The organism is Cryomorphaceae bacterium 1068 (genome assembly GCA_027214385.1).
Lineage (GTDB): Bacteria > Bacteroidota > Bacteroidia > Flavobacteriales_D > Cryomorphaceae > JAKVAV01.
This window is the reverse complement of the sequence record JAPVXR010000009.1, coordinates 95,413-115,791: the sequence shown is the minus strand read 5'-3', so window position 1 is coordinate 115,791 and position 20,379 is coordinate 95,413. Positions and strand designations below refer to the sequence as shown.

At 42.8% G+C, this 20,379-nt stretch carries 15 protein-coding genes; 7 read left to right on the top strand and 8 right to left on the bottom strand.

Going from position 1 to position 20,379, the window contains the following annotated elements:
- Nucleotides 1-21 precede the first annotated feature (21 nt).
- The 3 genes from O3Q51_12215 to recR form a co-directional block, all read right to left on the bottom strand.
- Nucleotides 22-1,365, bottom strand: a complete 1,344-nt coding sequence (locus O3Q51_12215) for a dihydrolipoamide acetyltransferase family protein (GenBank protein MCZ4409580.1) — start codon at nt 1,363-1,365, stop codon at nt 22-24.
- Nucleotides 1,366-1,431: 66 nt separating this feature from the next.
- The gene (locus O3Q51_12210) at nt 1,432-3,375 is read right to left on the bottom strand and encodes a glycosyltransferase (protein MCZ4409579.1); all 1,944 of its coding nucleotides are present in this window, start codon (nt 3,373-3,375) and stop codon (nt 1,432-1,434) included.
- 2 nt (nt 3,376-3,377) lie between these two features.
- Nucleotides 3,378-3,992, bottom strand: a complete 615-nt coding sequence (gene recR / locus O3Q51_12205; protein MCZ4409578.1) for a recombination mediator RecR — start codon at nt 3,990-3,992, stop codon at nt 3,378-3,380.
- A gap of 256 nt (nt 3,993-4,248) precedes the next feature.
- Here recR and O3Q51_12200 point away from each other — a divergent pair, with 256 nt between their 5' ends.
- Nucleotides 4,249-4,530, top strand: coding sequence for a hypothetical protein (locus O3Q51_12200; protein ID MCZ4409577.1), 282 nt, complete (start codon nt 4,249-4,251; stop codon nt 4,528-4,530).
- 360 nt (nt 4,531-4,890) lie between these two features.
- Nucleotides 4,891-5,169, top strand: a complete 279-nt coding sequence (locus O3Q51_12195) for a hypothetical protein (GenBank protein MCZ4409576.1) — start codon at nt 4,891-4,893, stop codon at nt 5,167-5,169.
- 102 nt (nt 5,170-5,271) lie between these two features.
- Here O3Q51_12195 and O3Q51_12190 read toward each other — a convergent pair whose 3' ends face one another.
- A complete protein-coding gene (locus O3Q51_12190; protein ID MCZ4409575.1) occupies nt 5,272-6,132 on the bottom strand; it encodes an MBL fold metallo-hydrolase in 861 nt (286 codons plus the stop codon).
- Between the two features lie 92 nt (nt 6,133-6,224).
- Between O3Q51_12190 and O3Q51_12185 the strand changes: the two genes are divergently transcribed.
- A complete protein-coding gene (locus tag O3Q51_12185; GenBank protein MCZ4409574.1) occupies nt 6,225-7,580 on the top strand; it encodes a Mur ligase family protein in 1,356 nt (451 codons plus the stop codon).
- On the opposite strand, the gene O3Q51_12180 is transcribed toward O3Q51_12185, so the two are convergent.
- Nucleotides 7,573-8,055 carry a hypothetical protein gene (locus O3Q51_12180; protein ID MCZ4409573.1) on the bottom strand — a complete coding sequence of 161 codons (483 nt, stop codon included), beginning with the start codon at nt 8,053-8,055 and terminating at the stop codon, nt 7,573-7,575. The two genes, O3Q51_12185 and O3Q51_12180, sit on opposite strands and share 8 nt — an antisense overlap.
- Nucleotides 8,055-9,815 (bottom strand): transcription termination factor Rho, encoded by a 1,761-nt coding sequence (rho, locus tag O3Q51_12175; protein ID MCZ4409572.1) that lies wholly within the window; start codon nt 9,813-9,815, stop codon nt 8,055-8,057. The genes O3Q51_12180 and rho overlap by 1 nt, the downstream gene beginning before the upstream one ends.
- Before the next feature lie 208 nt (nt 9,816-10,023).
- Between rho and O3Q51_12170 the strand changes: the two genes are divergently transcribed.
- Complete coding sequence (locus O3Q51_12170) at nt 10,024-10,500, top strand: DUF4293 domain-containing protein (protein MCZ4409571.1); 477 nt, start codon at nt 10,024-10,026, stop codon at nt 10,498-10,500.
- Here the strand turns inward: O3Q51_12170 and O3Q51_12165 are convergent.
- Complete coding sequence (locus O3Q51_12165; protein MCZ4409570.1) at nt 10,497-10,997, bottom strand: metallophosphoesterase family protein; 501 nt, start codon at nt 10,995-10,997, stop codon at nt 10,497-10,499. The genes O3Q51_12170 and O3Q51_12165 overlap by 4 nt on opposite strands.
- Between O3Q51_12165 and truA the strand changes: the two genes are divergently transcribed.
- The 3 genes from truA (at nt 10,996) to O3Q51_12150 (ending at nt 17,391) form a co-directional block, all read left to right on the top strand.
- Nucleotides 10,996-11,751, top strand: a complete 756-nt coding sequence (truA, locus tag O3Q51_12160) for a tRNA pseudouridine(38-40) synthase TruA (GenBank protein MCZ4409569.1) — start codon at nt 10,996-10,998, stop codon at nt 11,749-11,751. The two genes, O3Q51_12165 and truA, sit on opposite strands and share 2 nt — an antisense overlap.
- Entirely contained in the window at nt 11,752-13,503 is a 1,752-nt protein-coding gene (locus O3Q51_12155; GenBank protein ID MCZ4409568.1) for an ABC transporter ATP-binding protein, read from the top strand.
- Between the two features lie 225 nt (nt 13,504-13,728).
- Nucleotides 13,729-17,391, top strand: a complete 3,663-nt coding sequence (locus O3Q51_12150; GenBank protein MCZ4409567.1) for a PKD domain-containing protein — start codon at nt 13,729-13,731, stop codon at nt 17,389-17,391.
- On the opposite strand, the gene uvrA is transcribed toward O3Q51_12150, so the two are convergent.
- On the bottom strand, nt 17,388-20,198 hold the full coding sequence (uvrA, locus tag O3Q51_12145; protein ID MCZ4409566.1) for an excinuclease ABC subunit UvrA: 2,811 nt from the start codon (nt 20,196-20,198) through the stop codon (nt 17,388-17,390). The two genes, O3Q51_12150 and uvrA, sit on opposite strands and share 4 nt — an antisense overlap.
- Nucleotides 20,199-20,379 lie beyond the last annotated feature (181 nt).

Sequence of the window (20,379 nt, the reverse complement as noted above, 5' to 3'; positions counted from 1 at the left end):
GGATGACTTATAGAAACTTTATCAAATTTCCCTATTGATATCAAAACTCTCTAAAAGATCGGCCACTTTGCGCACAAAACTGCCTCCTAATGCTCCATCAATGATGCGATGGTCGTAAGCGTGCGAAAGGAACATCATGTGTCTGATGCCAATAAAATCACCTTCCGGAGTTTCAATAACCGCGGGCTTTTTTCGAATAGCTCCAACGGCCATGATAGCCGCTTGGGGCTGATTTATGATCGGTGTGCCCATTACATTTCCAAAGGTTCCCACATTTGTGAGCGTGTAAGTTCCACCTTGAATCTCCTCCGGAAGCAACTTATTTACTCTCGCCCTTGCGGCCAAGTCATTAACTTTCTTTGTTATTCCGAGTAGATTTAACTGATCAGCATCGTGAATAACGGGTACAATCAAATTACCGGAAGGAAGGGCTGCAGCCATACCAATGTTGATATGCTTCCGCTTAATGATGTTTTCACCATCAGTACTCACATTGACTCCGCGCATCTCCTTGATTGTTTGAGCAATGGCTTCGATGAAAATAGGAGTGAAGGTGAGTTTTTCCCCTTCACGCTCTAAGAATTTGTTCTTCCACTTGTTTCTCCACATTACTATGTTCGTCACATCGGCTTCTACATAAGAGGTAACATGAGGTGAAACGTGCTTAGATGTGACCATGTGTTCGGAAATGATTTTCCTCATTCGATCCATTTCAACGATCTCGTCATCAGGACCAACCTTAATGTTCGGAGCCTTTATGGAGATTCCTCCTGTCGATGCTGCGGCTTGCTTAGGCGGAGACTTCGCTTCTGCTTTTGCCTCCACAAGAGCTGTAGTTTCTCTGTTTGGAATATAGTTTAAGATGTCCTTCTTGGTAACTCTGCCTTCAGCACCGCTACCTTCCAATTGCTCCAGTTCTTTAATGGAGACTCCTTCTTTTTCAGCGATATTTCTAACCAAAGGCGAATAGAATCGACCTGATGGTCCTGTCTTTGAAATTTTTTCGCTGCTTCCTGCCTCTGCAAGGACAGGTTCGTTCTGTACTTTTTCTGTTCCATTAGAAGCTGGTACGGCCTTAGGTTTGCTTTCTGCTGCGGGAGCAGGTGTTGCCGTACCTCCATCACCATCTGTTGAAAATATGGCGATTGGTTTACCCACTTCTACCACATCACCTTCTTCGCAAAGCTTCTTTACCAAAACTCCATCCTCAGGAGCAGGGACTTCACTATCTACCTTATCGGTGGCTATTTCTACCAGAGGCTCATCGGCCTCTACAGAATCGCCTTCTTCCAAGACCCATTTGATGATTGTGGCTTCGGCTACGCTTTCTCCCATTTTGGGAAGTAAGACTTCAAATTGTGGCATAAATTTCAGTTCTATTGTGGTGGCGCAAAATTAGCGGAAAATTCCCAATACACAATTTGATTGGGGCTAGGCATCAGTTCTGCCTAATTGACTGAAACCTGATGATATAATGGCCAAATCCTTTCTTAAACCGTACTCTCTGGCATAGATAGCATTGAGCTTTTTCGCCGTCTCTTCAGGCGATTTTAGAAATCGGATTCTGTCCATTGGGTTGAGCACTCCTATTTTGATCTTCGGTAAATCCGGCTGGCTGGTTTTAGTTTTTGCATAGCCAACCCATGATTTTCTGCCGCTGAGCACTGAAAGTACATTTCTTAAAAAGCCGAATTTTTCTTGAACGCCCCAAACCAAAATGGGGTAGAAAAATAGAAAGGCCAACGCTAAAACAAAGTCTAAAGACCTCTTTCTGCGCTTATTCGAGGCTTTATTGACAGCGTTTAAGTCCATCAAGAATACGTTTCCACCTCTCTCTATCGAGTTGCTGCCAATGATGAAAGCACTTTCCGGTGGAGCGATTTTAAACTGCAACCCCTTTGATTCGGTATTCGCCATTAGGCCAATAATTTTTTGAGAAGCAACATCCAGTCCGCTGAAAATGACTGTTTGTAGTTTGTAAATAGAAACGATTTCTGCCAGCCTATCTGCATGAGCTTCTTCTCCTCTTTTATCCTTTTCGGGAGAGATTCGAAGCGGCTTGATACCCCGAAATCCTGATTCGGTCAGTAGTTTTTCTATTCGTTCAAACTCCGTTTCGCTTGCGATCACTCCGATTTTCCCTTCGCGCAGTTGCGCCTCGCTTGGTGATATGGCATTGAGTAGATTACGACTCAAAAGGAAATAAACAGTTGTAGTGAGTGTGCCTAGAAGGATCAACGCCCTCGAGAAGCGAAGGCTCTCAGGAAGCAGAGCGTAAATCATCAAGATGATGAGTGTGCCGATGGCAATTCCACGTAAGTTTTTAAAATTGGAATATGGCCTGTCATATCCTCCATTCAGGTAGCTGCTGATCAACCAAATACCCGTGTAAGCAGCAAAGGCGGCGAGGAGCAACTCGGTTTGGTAAGTAATTCCCGAAACGGATACATACCAAGTTTTTAGCAAAAGCAAAAGCGAGAAAACTATGGCAAAATCAGCGAGATAGATAAAGGTCTTGGAAATGAACCGTTGTAATAGGGCCAGCCCCGCTCTGATGTAGATAGCCAGATTGATAAAGAAGCCAAAAGTTTTCGCATTTCTTTTGGAGAAATGCTTCTTGGCAAAAATCACCATAGCTCTGTAAAACACGAACACGTAGTTTACACTACTCTTTTTTGTGCTTTCTCCTTTGTAGTGAATGATCCGAGCGTCGTGGAAGTAGAAATTCTTGTAACCTCCTAAAATAATTCGGTATGAAAGGTCGATGTCTTCACCATACATGAAGAAATCCTCGTCAAGTAATCCTACTTTATCCAATACTGATTTTCTCATAAGCATAAATGCTCCCGAGAGCACCTCAATGCTGTGGGTCGCTTCTTTGCTCAAATAACCGAGGTGGTATTTCCCAAAAGTTTTCGATTTTGGAAAAAGTGCACTAAGACCAAATATTTTATAGAATGCAACGGATGGAGTAGGTAGGCCTCTTTTGCTTTCGGGTAGAAATCGTCCTTTGCCGTCAATCATTTTCACACCAAGGCCACCTGCATCGGGATGCTCATTCATGAATGCCACCGTTTTAGCGAAAGTATCCTCTTCAACCAAGGTGTCAGGATTTAAAAGAAGTACGTATTCTCCATTGCTCTCGCGAATCGCTTGGTTATTGGCTTTGCTAAAACCTACATTGTCTTTGTTTGCAATAAGTTTTACCGTAGGAAATTTTTGTCTGACCAGAGCTACTGATCCATCGACAGAATTGTTGTCGACTACAATTACCTCACAGCTTAGTCTCTCTGAAGCTTTGAGTGCGCTGTGCAGGCACTGCTCCAAGAAGTAAGACACATTATAGCTGACTATTACGACCGTAAGATCTACCATACTTATTGCAGGCTTTTATCATATGGGGTCCGCTGAACGATAGACCTTCCTAAGGTCACCTCATCCGTGTACTGGAGTTCATCACCTACAGGTACTCCCCTGGAAAGGGTTGAAGTAACTAGATGATCGTTTTTCTCAAGCTTTTTGTAAACGTAATAGGATGTGGTGTCTCCTTCCATTGTGGCGGAAAGAGCTAATATGAGTTCTTTTACCTCTTCGTGATCCACTCGTTCCAATAAGGTCCCCACATTCAGATCAGAAGGGCCGATGCCGTCCATAGGCGAAATCTTTCCACCTAAAACGTGATAAAGGCCTTTGTACTGGTGAGTGGCCTCTATGGCTATTACATCTCTTATATCTTCTACTACACAAATGATGGATTGATCCCTGCTCGGGTTACTGCAAATATTGCAGATATCTGTATCAGACAGATTATGGCAGCTCTTGCATGGCTTCACATGGTCTTTTAAATCCTGAATAGATCTAATAAAACGAGCGATGTCTTCATCAGACCTTCCTGCAAGGTCCAAGACGTAACGCAAGGCAGTGCGTTTTCCTACACCTTGCAGCGAAGCAATCTCGTTCACGGCATTCTCGATGTACTTTGAAGAAATCATGGCACAAAACTACCATTTACATCTACGCTTAAAATGATTTTGTTAAAGAGTGCCTATGATCTTGGTAATAAATCTGTTAAAGCGATACGATTCGTGTTAATCAAAGTTAAAGAAACCAAAATCGAAAATCACCGAGTAACAAATCCGGTAGCTTAGTCGTCAGACATACAAACAAACAATAGGCACCAATAGCTCAAACTAAGCTGGAGGATTTTTAAAAGGTTAAACATTAAACAAACTAAACAAACAGGCTATTATGAAAACCATTAATCAAGTATTACTCGTCCTACTTTTTGTTGCATTCTCTTCAGTGGGTTTTGCACAGTCAAGCACAACTTTGCCGGAAAGCACGGTAAAAGTTAATAATGACACCAGATTCAAGTATGATGAACCTGAGGAAGATGAAGACGAAGATGACGGAGAGTCTACAGACATTGCTGAAGAAATTCGATACTTCAAAACGACTAAAAGACCACTTAACCCTAGTACGGCGAAAATTTATACTGGTGACTCTATGTGGATGCCAAATCGTGACTAGAACCAACTGCCTTGTTGTTCTCTGATTTTCATAGGCTTTAATTCTGAGGCAACATTTTTTAAATCCCGCATGGTGGTGCGGGATTTTTCTTTGTCTTAAAGTCTGGTTTGATTTAAAATCTTCATTCTTTTTTTTAATGCTGACTGAAAAAAATAATTTTCATTTGGGTACTGCTGTTTAAGTCAATTTTTAAACCTGATCTCTTTTTCTCTGATTATAAGGAAGAAAGAAGGGTTGGTCCTGACGAGTGTACTATTTTTTTGAGCCTTGATTTGCCCCGTATCTGTAAATCTATTGAAACCTGAAGACTGATATTACAGTATCACCGTTCGAATCAATAAATTCAAATTATTTATGAAGATGATTAACCGAATACTATCAGTTTTCGTTTTTGCCGCGCTCTCTTCGACGGTTTATGGTCAATCCAGATCTCCTTTACCAACAGGAAGTCAATATGACGTAGAGGTCATCAAATCTGAAATCATGGAGATTGAAGAAGATGAGAAGGAAGAAGAACAAGAAAATGCTGTTCGTAATGATGATCAACAGCAGGATCTAAATTACAGTTCTATCACGATTCCAAGGAGCCCTGTGAGAATGCACTCAGTAAATTCTACTTACACCTACAATTTCGATTAAACGACTACGTAGTATTTCTACTAGAATCACTCTTCAGAACTGAAAGTGATTACAATAAAGAAGATTCCACAATGATTTGTGGGATCTTTTTTTTGTCTCTTTCTAAGTGAAAATCTCGCTAAATCTAAATGACTCTTTCAGGCGTATGCCTTTTTCCGTGTTTTGAACTAAAATACACTCGTTGTCAATGTCGTGCTCCAGAAAGATTATTTGCTCCTTAGCGGCAGCATCATCCAGGAATATCTTTTTGTCTTTTAGCGTTTCTAATGGCCGTACGTCGTATCCCATTATATACGGCATAGGAACATGAGCCGCTGAAGGCAGTAAATCTGCAGCATAGATCAAGGTCTTTCCCTCGTACTCGATGTATGGTATCATTTGACTTTCTGTGTGCCCATCTGCAAAGAAGAGACGGAATCCCGGAAACAATTCTTCCTTACTCCACCTCTCATTTCTCGTCACGAATTTGAGCTGACCAGCTTCTTGGATGGGAAGTATATTTTCTTTCAGGAAGGAAGCTTTCTCTCGATCATTCGGATTTATGGCCCAGTCCCAATGTTCCTGACACGACCAATAGGTAGCATTTGGAAAAGTGGGGTAGTATCGCTCTTTCGATCGATCCAGAGAAACAGCACCACCGCAGTGATCAAAATGTAAATGTGTTAGGACAACATCAGTAATATCTTCTTTGGAATATCCTTTGTTCTCAACCGATTTCAAGAGCGAATCCTCACCAAACAAGTAATAGTATCCAAAGAATTTTTCACTCTGTTTGTCACCCATTCCCGTATCGATCAATACCAGCCTGTCACCGTAATCGACGAGAAGACAGCGCATGGACCAACTGCACATATTGTTTTCATCAGGCGTTTTGAATCGAGACCATAGTGATTTTGGAACTACTCCGAACATAGCTCCTCCATCCAGCTTGAAGTTGCCCGTTTCTATAGTATGTATTTGCATAAATCTTGCTTTGAAGCGAATGTAACAATACGCTGTGTAAAAGAGCGCAAATGAATTATAGAGACTTGCCTTAAAACAGGTAAGTTCAAGTCATGAAAATTCACTTCATAGCCATTGGTGGAAGCGCAATGCACAATCTTGCAATTGCCTTGAAAAGAAAAGGTTTTGACATTAGCGGAAGCGATGATGAAATTTTTGAACCTTCAAAATCCAGACTCAAAAAGGAAGGGATTCTTCCAAAAGAACTTGGTTGGAATGCCGACAATATTCGAGAAGATTTGGATGCTGTAGTGCTGGGAATGCATGCCAGAGCTGACAATCCTGAATTGACTAGAGCCAAAGATTTGGGAATAAGACTATACTCTTACCCCGAATACATCTACGAGCAAACCAAAAACAAGACTCGGGTAGTCATTGGCGGAAGCCATGGCAAAACAACTATCACCGGGATTTTACTACATGTTATGAATCGACTGGGAAAAAACGTCGATTATATGGTAGGCGCTCAGTTAGAGGGAATGGATTGTATGGTGAAGCTTACAGATAAGGCTGATGTGGTCATTTTAGAAGGGGATGAGTACTTGTCATCACCCATTGACAGAAGGCCTAAGTTCCATCTCTATAAACCTCATATAGCTATTCTCACAGGAGTAGCTTGGGATCACATCAATGTGTTCCCGACCTTTGGAAATTACGTGGAGCAATTTTCCACTTTCGTTGATTTGATAGTTAAGAATGGTACGCTAATCTATTTCGAAGAAGATGCCGAGCTCCGCAATATGGCGAATCGGAGAGGTGATTTAACTGTTGTTCCTTATGGGCAATTGAATAGCGAAATAAGAAATGGTCAGACGATTATTCATTTTGAAGGAGAGGAATTTCAATCGGAATTATTCGGTGCTCACAATATGGCCAATCTTCGCGGTGCTATGGAAATATGCCGAGCACTTCAAATTCAACCAAGAGACTTTTTAAACGCGATCAAAGACTTCACCGGTGCTTCCAAAAGGCTTGAAAAAGTAGGTGAAACTGAATCATCGCTTTTTTACAAAGACTTTGCACACGCGCCAAGCAAACTGCGGGCGACGACCTCAGCCTTAAAAGAACAATTTCCCAATAGGAAACTGATTGCTTGTATGGAACTGCACACTTTCAGCAGTCTGAACAAAAAGTTTTTGCCTCAATATGCAGGTACAATGGCTAAGGCCGATCGCGCTTTGATCTACTTCAGCCCTGAGGTGGTGGAGCATAAGCGATTGGAATCTTTGAGCGAGAAAGACGTCATCACGGCTTTTGGTGGAACCAATGTTGAAATATTTACAAAGTCTAAGGCATTGCTAGCTGAGCTTCGGTCGATCAATTGGAAGAATAAAAACCTCTTGATGATGAGCTCAGGGAATTTTGACGGTATTGACTTTAAAGAAGTAGCGAAGGAGCTTTTTACTTAATCACCAGTCGCTTTATAGCGGAGAAGAGAACGGAATAGAAAACGCCCATCACCATAAAGAACAGAATAGCCAGAATGGAGAAGTTTCTCAGTGAAAAGAACTGCTCTACACCACGCCTCATATCTTCCTCGGGCAAACCAGGATTGGCGGCCAGCTCTCTCGCGACAATCATATCCCTCATATTTGGAAAATAATTGGTATCCGCAAAAGCGTAGAAGGCGTAGATGAAAATTGACATCGCGACCGCAAAAATCACATTCAGACGCAAAGCATTGAGAGCATCATCTTTAAATGATTTCTTCTCAACTCTAGGCCAAATGGCGTAGATCGTCAAGCCAGGAAAAGCCGCTAAGAGTAGAAAAAGGAAGATTTCTTCCTGATACGGAAAATCGGCATTGATGAAAAAAAGAACGAGTCGCAGAGCCATAAAGCCCAATGCGACTCGCACAGAAATATTCACACTCGGATGAGTCATTATCCGTTCATTGAGATCAAGAATTCCTCGTTAGAACGAGTCTGTTCTACGCGTCCTTTGATAAACTCCATAGCCTCTATAGGATTCATATCTGCTATGTGCTTGCGAAGAATCCAGATGCGCTGAAGGATATCTTTTGAAAGAAGTAGATCTTCCTTTCGAGTTCCTGACGCCAAGATGTCGATGGCAGGGTAAATTCTTCTGTTCGAAATTTTTCTTTCGAGTTGAAGCTCCATGTTACCTGTGCCCTTGAATTCTTCGAAGATCACCTCATCCATTTTCGAACCGGTATCGGTCAATGCGGTAGCAAGTATGGATAGTGAACCTCCGTTTTCAATGTTTCGTGCCGCACCAAAAAAGCGTTTAGGCTTTTGTAATGCATTAGCATCAACCCCTCCTGAAAGTACTTTTCCGGACGCAGGTGAAACAGTATTGTATGCTCTTGCCAAACGCGTAATCGAGTCTAGAAGAATGCAGACATCATGGCCACATTCGACCATTCGCTTGGCTTTTTCCAAAACGATGTTGGCGATCTTAACGTGTTGAGATGCCGGTTCATCAAAGGTTGATGCGACTACCTCAGCATTTACCGAGCGCTTCATGTCCGTTACTTCTTCCGGCCGTTCATCGATAAGCAATATGATCAGATATACTTCGGGGTGATTGGCAGCAATGCCATTGGCAACATCCTTGAGTAAAGTTGTTTTTCCCGTTTTTGGTTGAGACACAATCAACCCACGTTGGCCTTTCCCGATAGGGGCAAAAAGATCCATGATACGCGTGCTGACATTTTTATTGTCACCCGCCAAGTTGAACTTTTCCTGAGGGAAAAGAGGAGTGAGGTATTTAAAAGGAACACGATCTCTTACAAAATCGGGATCTCTTCCGTTAATTTCATCAACCTGGATCAGCGGAAAATACTTCTCACCTTCCTTTGGGGGACGAACTTGACCAACTACGGTATCACCCGTTTTGAGGCCAAACAATTTTATCTGCGACTGAGAAACATACACGTCATCAGGCGAATTCAAGTAATTGTAATCAGAGGATCTCAAAAAGCCATAACCATCAGGCATCGCTTCGAGTACACCTTCTGTTTGAACGAGTCCATCAAAGTTGTAGTAATCTTCTCGCTTCTGTTGTTCTTGTCTCGGCTGATTCCTTTGTGGTCTTGGATTGGGACGGTGTGGTGTATTCTTATCGTCTTCTCCACGTGTTCGCTCGTTTCTGTCAGAAGATCGTCTTCGATCGTTTGACCCATTTCGGTCGTCTTTTCTGTTCCGATCATTGTTTCTTCTGTCACTCGGACCTTTGCGCTCCTCGCTGTCTTTGCGATTATCCGAGGCATCTTTGTTGTTCGAATTATCTGCTTTTGCATCATCGCCTTCAGACCTTCGTTTGGGTGCAGGTCTTGGTTTGCGCTCTGGTCTCGGTCTTCGCTCTTCCTTCTTTTCAGAATCGTTTGAGGAGAAAAGATCTTTGTCCTCTTTTGTTTTTTCTTCAGAAGACTTTGACTCGGGAGCCTTTGCTTCCTTGGCTGTCACTTTTACCTCTCTCGGCTTGCGCGGAGGTCTGGATTCTTTCTTCTCTTCAGTTGCTGCTGCCGGCTGCTTCTTTGGAGGGTTGATTGCTTGCTCATCTAATATTCGGTAGATGAGATCCTGCTTCTTAAGAGATTCTGTTCTTTTGACGTTCAGCTCTTTAGCAATAGCTCTAAGATCGGCTACTTTTTTGCCGTTTAATTCAATGATGTCGTACATCGACTAAGAAATTATTTAAAGATGTTGTGTTCAAGTAGTATTGAAGGTAGTGCGAGAGAAGAAATCTATCGGCTCACTGATGATGCAATGATACAACAATTCGTGTCAAAGCTGGTTCGAAGCTAAAAAAAATATCACAATTAGAAGTTGAAAAGCCCGCCTATTTTATGTCATATATTTGCCTCGAAACTATTTCAAAGTATTCAATATGATTCAGCGCGCGCAGTCTATATATCTTTTCTTAGCCTCTACAGCGGGCTTACTCACCTTCTTTTTACCGTTTGCACATTACCTCCAAGGTGATGTGAAGTTGGCCGAATACGCTGTTTTTGGCGTGTTCAATGTGCAAAGCGATTTGGTGGAGATGGCGGGCCCCTTTCTTTTTCCTACTTGGATAATGAGTCTGTTCGTCACTATGCTTCCCGCCATAGCGATCTTTTTGTACAAAAAGAGACCCGTTCAGTTGAGGGTGACAAGGCTGGGCTTCCTGATGAATCTCGGTTTTATCGTTTACCTCTTTTTTGCCATTGATAGTATTCACAGCATGTTATATGGAGATGAAGTATCTATTCTGTACCATGTAGGGTTTTACTTGCCTGTGATCGCCATCACCTTTCTGTTCTTGGCCATTCGAGGAATCAAAAAAGACGAAGCCCTGGTAAAATCTCTTGATAGAATTCGCTAAGAGCCTCTTTTTCCTAGTTCAACTATTTCGGGGTTCAAAATTTTTCCGTGATCGATACTGAAGCGAATCAATGTGCGAATTTTGTGAAAGCCATGCTTTCCTGCAGCTCCTGGATTAAAATGGATTAAACCTGAATTGGGATCGCGCTTGATCAATAGAATATGCGAGTGTCCACAAACGAAGATATTGGGATTGAACGCACTTATTTCTGCTTTTACCCTTCTGGGGTATCTGCCTGGCCTTCCGGCAATGTGTGTGATCAAGCACCTGACTCCTTCAGTTTCAAAGGCATTGTTTAAGGGATAGGTCGCTCTTAAAGTGGTGTCGTCAATATTTCCGTAAACCGCTCGAACTTCGGCCAATTGGTGAAGAGGTTCCATTACTTCATGGGAGCCAATATCGCCTGCGTGCCAGATCTCATCGCAGTCTTTTAAGTGATGCAAAATTCGATCGTCCATGTATCCGTGTGTATCTGATAAGAGTCCGATTCGTTTCATGTACTTTTGCGAAAAAATTGAGTTGACACGTTACTTCTTAAAACTGGCTTACGATGGCACCAACTATTCAGGTTGGCAAATTCAGCCGAAAGTTACGACGGTTCAAGGAACCTTGGAAAAGGCCCTCAGAATCTTGGTAAAAGACTTTAGAGCATTGATAGGGTGTGGACGCACGGATACGGGAGTACATGCCTCTGAGTATTTCGCTCATTTTGACACGGAACTACCATTGCACTCGGAGTTTCTCTATAAGATTAATGCGATTCTACCCAAAGATATTGCAGTCTATGAATGCAAGGAAGTTGATTCCCAGCTACACGCGCGATTTTCTGCCGATTACCGTGAGTACAAGTATTTCATGCACTTCAAGAAGATTCCATTTAAGAATGCTTATTCCGTGTACCATGTCAAAGAGCTCGATCCGGATTTACTCAATCAAGCTTCTAAACTACTCTTAGGTGAACACGATTTCACCAGCTTTAGCAAAAGCAATACACAGGTGAAAACAAACATATGCCATGTTCATACTGCTTTTTGGGAACCAATTGATGATGGCCTTGTTCTTACCATCGGTGCCAATCGTTTTTTGAGAAATATGGTTCGGGCAATTGTAGGAACCTTACTTCCCATAGGAGAAGGACTGGAAGTACCGGATAAAATTTTGAAAGTATTGGAAAAAAAAGATCGTTCTTCGGCTGGTAAATCAGCTCATCCACAAGGGCTATTTCTTAATCATATAAACTACCCTGATTAAATGGCGCAAGTAACGGGCAAGGCGTTTGACACGAAATTATTTTCCAGAGTGATGGTTTATGCCAAGCCATACATGGGCGTGCTCTATCAAGCGCTACTGCTCACCATTTTACTGGCTGTTGTGGGTGTTTTGCGTCCATACCTCATTGGTAAAGCAGTGGATGAGTATGTTGTGGCAGGCGATTCAAACGGTCTTCTGGTACTCACGCTTATCATAGTAGGAGTGCTGTTTGTAGAAGCATTTATGCAATTCTATCAAACTTACTATAGCAATTGGCTGGGGCAATCGGTTACTATCGATCTTCGCTCAAAGGTGTTTACCCACATCACTTCTTTTAAGCTGAAGTATTTTGACAAAACGGCCATCGGAACGCTGGTAACCAGATGCATCAGCGATATTGAGACAATCGCTCAAATCTTTTCACAAGGTCTCCTCTCTATCATGGGTGAGCTTCTTAAACTCATCGCAGTTATAGGTTTTATGTTCTTCGTCTCCTGGAAATTAACGCTTTACAGTTTGGCGCCAATTCCATTCTTGATCGTTGCCATGATCGTTTTTAAGAATGCTATCAAGCGAGCATTTCAGGAGGTGAGAACGCAGGTATCTAAACTCAATGCCTTTGTGCAAGAGCACATCACGGGTATGGTGATCGTTCAAGTATTCAATAGGGAAGAAAGGGAAAAAGAAAAGTTTAGAGAAATTAATGATGCGCACAAAAAGGCACACATCAGAAGCGTTTGGGCTTATTCGGTTTTCTTTCCCGTGGTCGAAATTCTATCGGCCGTTTCCTTGGCATTCTTGGTTTGGTGGGGAGTTGGCGGAGTCTTGGAAGGAGAAGTCACCCAGGGAGACTTGGTCATGTTTATACTTCTCATCTATATGCTTTTTCGGCCTATTCGCCAATTGGCAGATCGGTTTAATGTTCTACAAATGGGGATGGTAGGCTCAGAACGAGTGTTTAAAGTTCTGGATACCAATGAGGAGATTCAAGATGCGGGTACGCTTGACTCGGGAATTAAGGGCAATATTAAATTCGAGAATGTCTGGTTTGCTTACAACGATGAAGAGTGGGTGCTAAAAGATATTTCCTTTGAAGCGAAAGAGGGTGAAACGGTAGCTTTCGTAGGTGCTACAGGAGCAGGAAAGTCTTCAATTGTCAATCTTGTAAATCGGTTTTACGAGTTTCAAAAAGGAGAAATAAAAATTGATCGAATTCCGATTCGTGATTTTAATTTGGATTACCTCCGAAATGAGATTGCCGTGGTTCTTCAGGATGTTTTCTTGTTTTCTACTTCCATAGCTGAGAACATTACCCTTCAAAATGACAGGATTAAAATTGATGACGTCAAAAAGGCAGCTGAAGCTGTTGGAGCCAGTCAATTTATCGAAAGACTTCCCGGCGGATACGACTACGACGTAAAGGAAAGAGGTGGTATGCTTAGTGTTGGTCAGCGTCAGCTTATTAGCTTTATTCGCGCTTATGTTTACAATCCGAAAGTTTTAATCCTCGACGAGGCAACTTCATCGGTAGATACGGAGTCAGAATTAATGATACAGCGTGCTATTGATAAGCTAACTGCTAATAGGACCAGTATCATCATTGCTCACCGGTTGAGCACCATTCAAAAAGCCGATAGAATTATCGTTTTAGAAAAAGGTGAAATCGTGGAGCAAGGAAATCATCAACAACTCTTGGAGGCTGATGGGCATTACAAGAGGCTATTTGATTTACAGTTTAAAGAAGAAACCTAAACCTTAAACACCACATTCGCCGTGAGAAGTATATTGAGCCTGTTGATCCTATGTTTTCTTTCCTATTCTCAAATTGCTTTATCTCAGCAACCATCTCTTACACCGCATTCTCATGAAAGTATTGCCTTTCGTCCAAACCAAGGACAATTTGAAGGTGATTTCTCTCATGTAATTTACACACCTAGATACGCGGTATTCTTAAAGCCTGAAGGTTTTACAGTAGGAATGTCCCCCATTGAAGCCCTCAAGGCACATCACGATTCGGCCCACGCCTACAGTGGTGAAACACCTTCTGTGCCGCTATTTGGTTTTTCTTGGAAATTCATTGGCCATAATATGGCTGCTGCGGCCAATGGAGAAGGCCAAACAGGACCACTCAGAAATTACTTTTTTGGATCTCCCGATCAATGGGTTTCAGGGGTAAAAGATGTGAAGCAAGTACGGAAAACCGAAGTTTATCCCGGTATTGATGTTCTTTACAAGCTGCATCCTAGAAATCAATTGGAGTACGACTTTATCGTTGCTCCTAATGCTGACCCATCACTCATAAAATGGGAATGGTCAGGAATTGAAGCTAAAATAGCAGGAGATGAGCTAGTTTTTGAGACTCCTTATGGATGGGTAAAGGAAATTATCCCTGAGGCGTATCAAATCATTTCAGGTAAGAAGGTTCCGGTTGAAGTTTCATTTCAGAAGTTGGATCGAGGTTTTGGGTTTTCCGTGGCTGAGTATGATGAAAACTTCACATTGGTTATAGACCCTTTATTGGTAGGAGCAACGCTCACCGGGTCGACAGGCGATAATAATTACGGTCATGGAGCTGCCTATGACCAGGAAGGCAATATTTTCAGTTTTGGAATCGGTTTTGGTCCGGGGCTGCCCACCAGTGATGGTGCTCTACAAGAAAGTTTTGAGGGAGGTGGCGGCGGAGTAAACGCAGTGATCAATAAATTTACCCCAGATGCTTCGGAGCAAATCTACGCAACTTATCTCGGTGGTGGCGGAACTTATCCACATTCTGCTTCAGCAAATCTTTCTGGTGAGTTGGTCGTATTTGGAACTACTGGAGACCAGAATTTCCCAACTACTCCTGGAGCTTTTCAAGAAGAATCAGCTGGGGGAACAGATATCTTTATTTCAAGACTTTCAGATGATGGTACAGAACTCATAGCCTCGACCTATTTGGGTGGAGAAGGACTAGATGGAAACAATCCAATATTTCTTTTCGGATATGACGGTCTAAGAGGCGAAGTCAGTCTAGACTCTGAAGGCAATGTCTACCTTGCCTCTGCAACCCAGTCCGATGATTTCCCCGTTACATCGGGAGCTTTTTCAACCACTCTAGATGGCACAGCGGATGGAGTTTGCGCCAAACTTAGTTCAGATCTTACCGTGTTATTCTGGAGTACTTTTATTGGTGGTAGCGAAAGTGACGCTCTATTAAACGTTAGAATTGCCGAAAACGGAAATGTTGTCTTTTCCGGTGCTACGGGAAGTTCTGATTATCCCACAACTGCTGGAGTTTATCAAGAAGGCGAACCTGGTGATGCTACAGATGTCGATGCTATCCTCGGCACTTTGTCGCCCGACGGAAGTGATTTGATTTACTCGACTTATGTGGGCACTTCCCAAGGAGAACAGGGTTATTTCATGGATTTAGACAACGACAATAACGTTTGGATTTACGGTCGCACTCAGGCGGGAGACGAATGGCCAATAACAGACGGCGTGTTCACCACTGATTTTAAGGAATTATTTATCACCAAGTTTAATCCTCAATTATCGGAGGTTCTTGCGAGCACGGCAATAGGTGCTGAAGGTATTTTTGGAGGTGGTGGTGGCGGCGCACCCGTTGCCTTCCTAATTGATCGTTGTGACAGGGTATACATTTCGGCTTTTCAGGCTGCAGCTGATTTGCCTTTGACTGATGATGCTTTATTTGACAATGGAAGTTTTTATTTGGCTGCTTTTATCGATGATTTAGACAGCCTTGCATATGCTACGTACTACAGTGGTGCCCATGTAGACGGCGGAACTAGTCGCTTCGACAAGTCGGGTATTGTTTATCAAGGTGTCTGCTCGAGTTCTGCTGGTATTGCCACTACTGATGGGGCTTATGCTGAAGATCAGTTCACTTCATGGGATATAGGCGTCTTCAAAATTGACTTTGAGTTAAGCGGAGTCAATGCCGCGTTCAATGCGCCTTCTGAGTTAGATGGATGTGCTCCACACGAAATCTCTTTCTCGAATTTTTCAATAGGTGACACTTTTGAGTGGGACTTTGGGGATGGTACAGGTAGTACCGAGTTTGAGCCCGTACATATATTTGAAGAACCGGGAACTTACACGGTATCGATGATTGCCAGTGACTCCTTGAGTTGTAACCTGGCTGATACGGTGAGCTTGAATATCGACATATTCGCTCCCGAAGACTTCCAACCAACATTCGATACATCCATCGATTGTGAAACAGGTGAGGTCACCATGTTTAACACTACGGGTGGAAATGATTTCCTCGATTTCTTCTGGATTATCAATGGAGATACGCTTTACACGTCTTACAATGCATCTCATCAATTTGCTAATCTGGACCTAACCAATACAGTTGCCCTGTATGCAGTCGATGAAGGATGTGAGCTTGACGAAACGGTTGTTGAGGAGATCACAAATTTGGCAGATGTCACCGCTGAGATTGGCAACACATTCGATACAGAATGTGGTCTATCCATTGAGTTGTTAAATGCTTCTGCAAATGCCACAGAGTTTTTATGGGCTTTCGGTGATGGAGAAACCTCTGCTATCTTCAGTCCAACTCATGTATATGATGATTATGGGACTTATACCATTACGTTGACTGCGATTAACCCTTCGACCTGTAATGTTCAGGACGAAGCTTCTATTACCATCGAATTCATTGAACCACCTGCCATCGATGGAACGATGACTCTAAACCAAACGGGAGTATGCGGGGAGTTAATTTTAGAAGGTGAGCTCGACAACACGGCTGGCATGGCTAGCTATACTTGGTTTGTTTCTGGAGATGAGGTAGGTACGGAGACTTCTTTCGTATTTGATGCTGATTTCTCAGGGCTTTATACTGTTGAAGCAGAAATTATTCCTATTGGATGTAATAACCCTTTCACTATCAGTGACACCATTACACTGGTGAGTGAATTACCATTGGACTTTGGACCGGACAGAGATATTTGTCACAATGCTACCTCCGTTACACTCGAGAATGAATACGATCTGGCTGAAGCTTCATACTTGTGGCAACCCACGGGTGCTACATCTCCTGATCTTGTCGTAACTGAGCCAGGTGTCTATGTCGTGCAAGTCCAGACTGGCCTTTGTTCCGATTCCAGAAGCATTGAGATTGGATTAGGTGTTGAGGAAACTACCTCATTTGAAACTGAAATTTGCGAAGGTGTTGGAGAGAGAATTACTGTTGCCGTGAATCACCAGGAGTTCTTCTGGGAGAATGGTTTGACGGGTAATTCGATTGTAGTCACTCGAGGTGGCATGTACAATTACATGTATATCGATAATGGAGGCTGCGAGCAAATAGGACAATACGTTGTGGAAGGTCTTGAGCCAGAGCCTATTGTGTACATTCCGAATACATTCTCACCAAACGGTGATGGAATAAACGATCTATTTAAGATTTCTACTTCGGATAGTGAATTGGATGACTACTTGTTTTCTGTGTACAATCGTTGGGGAGAATTAATGTTTGAAACGACAGACCCGTCACAAGGTTGGAATGGTGCTGCGAATGGATCTGACTATTTCGTTCCACCGGGAGTTTATCCTTACTATGTGAAGTACAGCGGTATCTGCCAAAGTGAAACACTGGAAGAAAAGGGATTCGTTACGTTGATTCGTTAGGAAAACTTTGGAGAGAGATACTTTGCCGTCAAAGATCCTTTTTGACTTGCCAGTTCTTCAGGCCTTCCGGCGAAAACTACTTGGCCACCTGCATCTCCTCCTTCCGGGCCCATGTCTATGATCCAATCGGCGCACTTCAGTACGTCCGTGTTGTGCTCGATTACAAATACGCTGTTTCCTCGGTGAATCAGCTCGTTGAAGCTATCTAACAATTTTGCTACATCATGAAAATGTAGCCCCGTCGTGGGCTCATCGAAGATGAAGAGGGTGTGCGGCTCTGAGTCTCCTTTGGCCAAAAAGGCGGCCAATTTTGTTCGTTGTGCTTCACCACCACTTAATGTGTTGGAAGACTGTCCCAACTGAACATAGCCCAACCCAACTTTTTCGAGCGGGATTAACTTAGAGACTATTTTTTTTGCAGCAGCACTTTTGGTGTCCTCTTGAAAGAATTCGATGGACTCAGCAACGGTCATCGCCAGAATTTCAGCGATATTTTTATCACGGTATTTTATCTCAAGGGTTTCGTCTTTAAATCGAGTGCCATTGCAGCTTTCGCAAGTCAGATAGATATCTGCCATAAACTGCATTTCTATTTTCACAACACCTTCTCCCTCACAAGTTTCACAGCGGCCGCCTTTCACGTTAAAGCTAAAGACACCAGGCTTGTAGTTTCTGAGCTTCGCCAATTTTTGCGATGCATAGAGCTGACGAATATCATCGAATGCCTTTACATATGTCACAGGATTAGACCGAGAGCTTTTTCCAATGGGATTTTGATCAATGAATTCAATCGCTTTGATCATCTTCAAGTCTCCTTCCAAATCATCAAAGTCGCCCATTTTCTGCCCATATTCTCCGAGATGTTTCTGCAGAGCAGGGTAGAGGACCGAATTGACCAGGGTAGACTTACCACTCCCGCTTACACCAGAGACTGCCACCAGACATTCAAGTGGAAACTGTACATCTATATCTTTTAGATTGTTCTGTCGAGCTCCATTGATGGAGATAGAGTTTTTCCACTTTCTTGCTTTCTTTGGGAGAGCAATTTCTTTTCGTCCCGTCAGGTAATCTGCCGTCAAGGAGTTTTGCGCTATCAATAATTCCTCGTGGTTTCCCTGAAAGACCAACTCTCCTCCGTGAGTTCCCGCCTCGGGTCCCATGTCTACAATTTGGTCTGCCGCCTTCATGATCTCTTCGTCGTGCTCTACTACGATTACAGTATTTCCAAGGCGCTGTAGCGAACGCAATACTTCGATCAATCGATTGGTATCATGGGGGTGAAGGCCGATACTTGGTTCATCGAGAATATACATGCTTCCTACCAAACTGCTTCCCAGAGAAGTGGCCAACTTAATTCGTTGAGATTCTCCGCCCGATAAGGTATTGGAAAGTCGATTTAATGTGAGGTATCCCAATCCTACATCGCAGAGGTACTGCAATCGATTGGTTACTTCCGTAAGAATGCGCTTAGAAATGTGGCGATCATTTTCAGAAAGGCCAAGTTTCTGAAATGCTGCGACACTTTTGCCAACAGGCATTGCCAAAATATCTACAATAGAATGACCGCTTATCTTTACATAAGTTGCATCTTTTCTCAATCTCGATCCTTTACAATCAGGGCAAGTCGTCTTACCGCGATACCTACTGAGCATTACGCGGTACTGAATTTTATAAGACTTAGATTCTAAGTACTTGAAGAACTCGTTAAGGCCTGCAAAATATTTGTTTCCTGTCCAGAGTAGTTCTACTTCCTCATCGGTGAGCTTGTTAAATGGCCGGTGTACGGGGAAATCAAACTTATCAGCATTGTAAATCAACTCATCCTTCCAAGTGCTAAGCTTTTCACCTCGCCAAGGCACTATAGCATCTTCGAATATGCTGAGAGCCCGATTTGGCACAACGGCATCGGGATCAATCCCAATTACGCTTCCAAATCCCTCGCAAACTTTACAGGCTCCCACTGGATTATTAAAGCTAAAGAAGTGTTCAGAAGGAATTTCAAAAGTCATCCCGTCTCGTTCGAAGCGGTTTGTAAAGGTATGACTGCCCTTTTTTCTTCCATCCAGAACCTCAAGGTCGCATTCTCCCTGGCCTTCAAAAAAGGCTGTTTCAACAGAATCTGCAACACGTGCATCGTTTTCTTCATCGTCTTGTTTATGGACTACGCGGTCAAGGACGATTAGCACTTTTGAATTTTTTTTGGCTTCGGCCTCTTCCAGCCTTACCACCGTATTGTCGATTTTCACTCTAGCAAACCCTTGTTGCTTGAGAATGTCAAACTCTTGCTCCCAAGTTCTACCTTTTTTTGGAAGGATTGGAGCCATTACCATGCATTTTGTACCTTCTTCAATAGAATGGAAGAAGTCCATTACATCGCTTACCGTTTCCCGTTTCACTTCTTCTCCTGAAATGGGGCTAATGGTTTTACCGATTCGAGCGAACAGTAGCTTTAGGTAATCGTAAATCTCAGTTGAGGTGCCTACCGTTGAACGCGCGTTACGCGTGGTGACTTTCTGTTCTATGGCAATAGCCGGAGAAATTCCATCGATTGACTCCACTTCGGGCTTATCCATTTTACCCATAAATTGTCTGGCATAGGAGGATAGGCTTTCAACATATCGTCGTTGTCCTTCTGCATAGAGTGTATCGAAAGCCAAGGAAGACTTCCCTGAACCTGACAGACCCGTAATTACTATAAATTTCCCTCTTGGCAAGGCGATGGTGACGCCTTTAAGATTGTGAGTACGAGCTTTTTTAATGATGATGTGTGTCTTGGAATCGACGCTTTTAGCCGTTTGTGTACTCATATAGGATCACAGGAGATTAACATTTTTTGGAGGGACAAATTTATCACATATTTGCCTGCAACGAGGAATTAACATATCTTAGTCTCCAGTTGTTCGTATAAAAGTGCGGACATTTTTTTTGAAAACAACACAAAACTCTTTTAGCCTATAGCATACATCTACTCCTGAATTTTCAAATCAC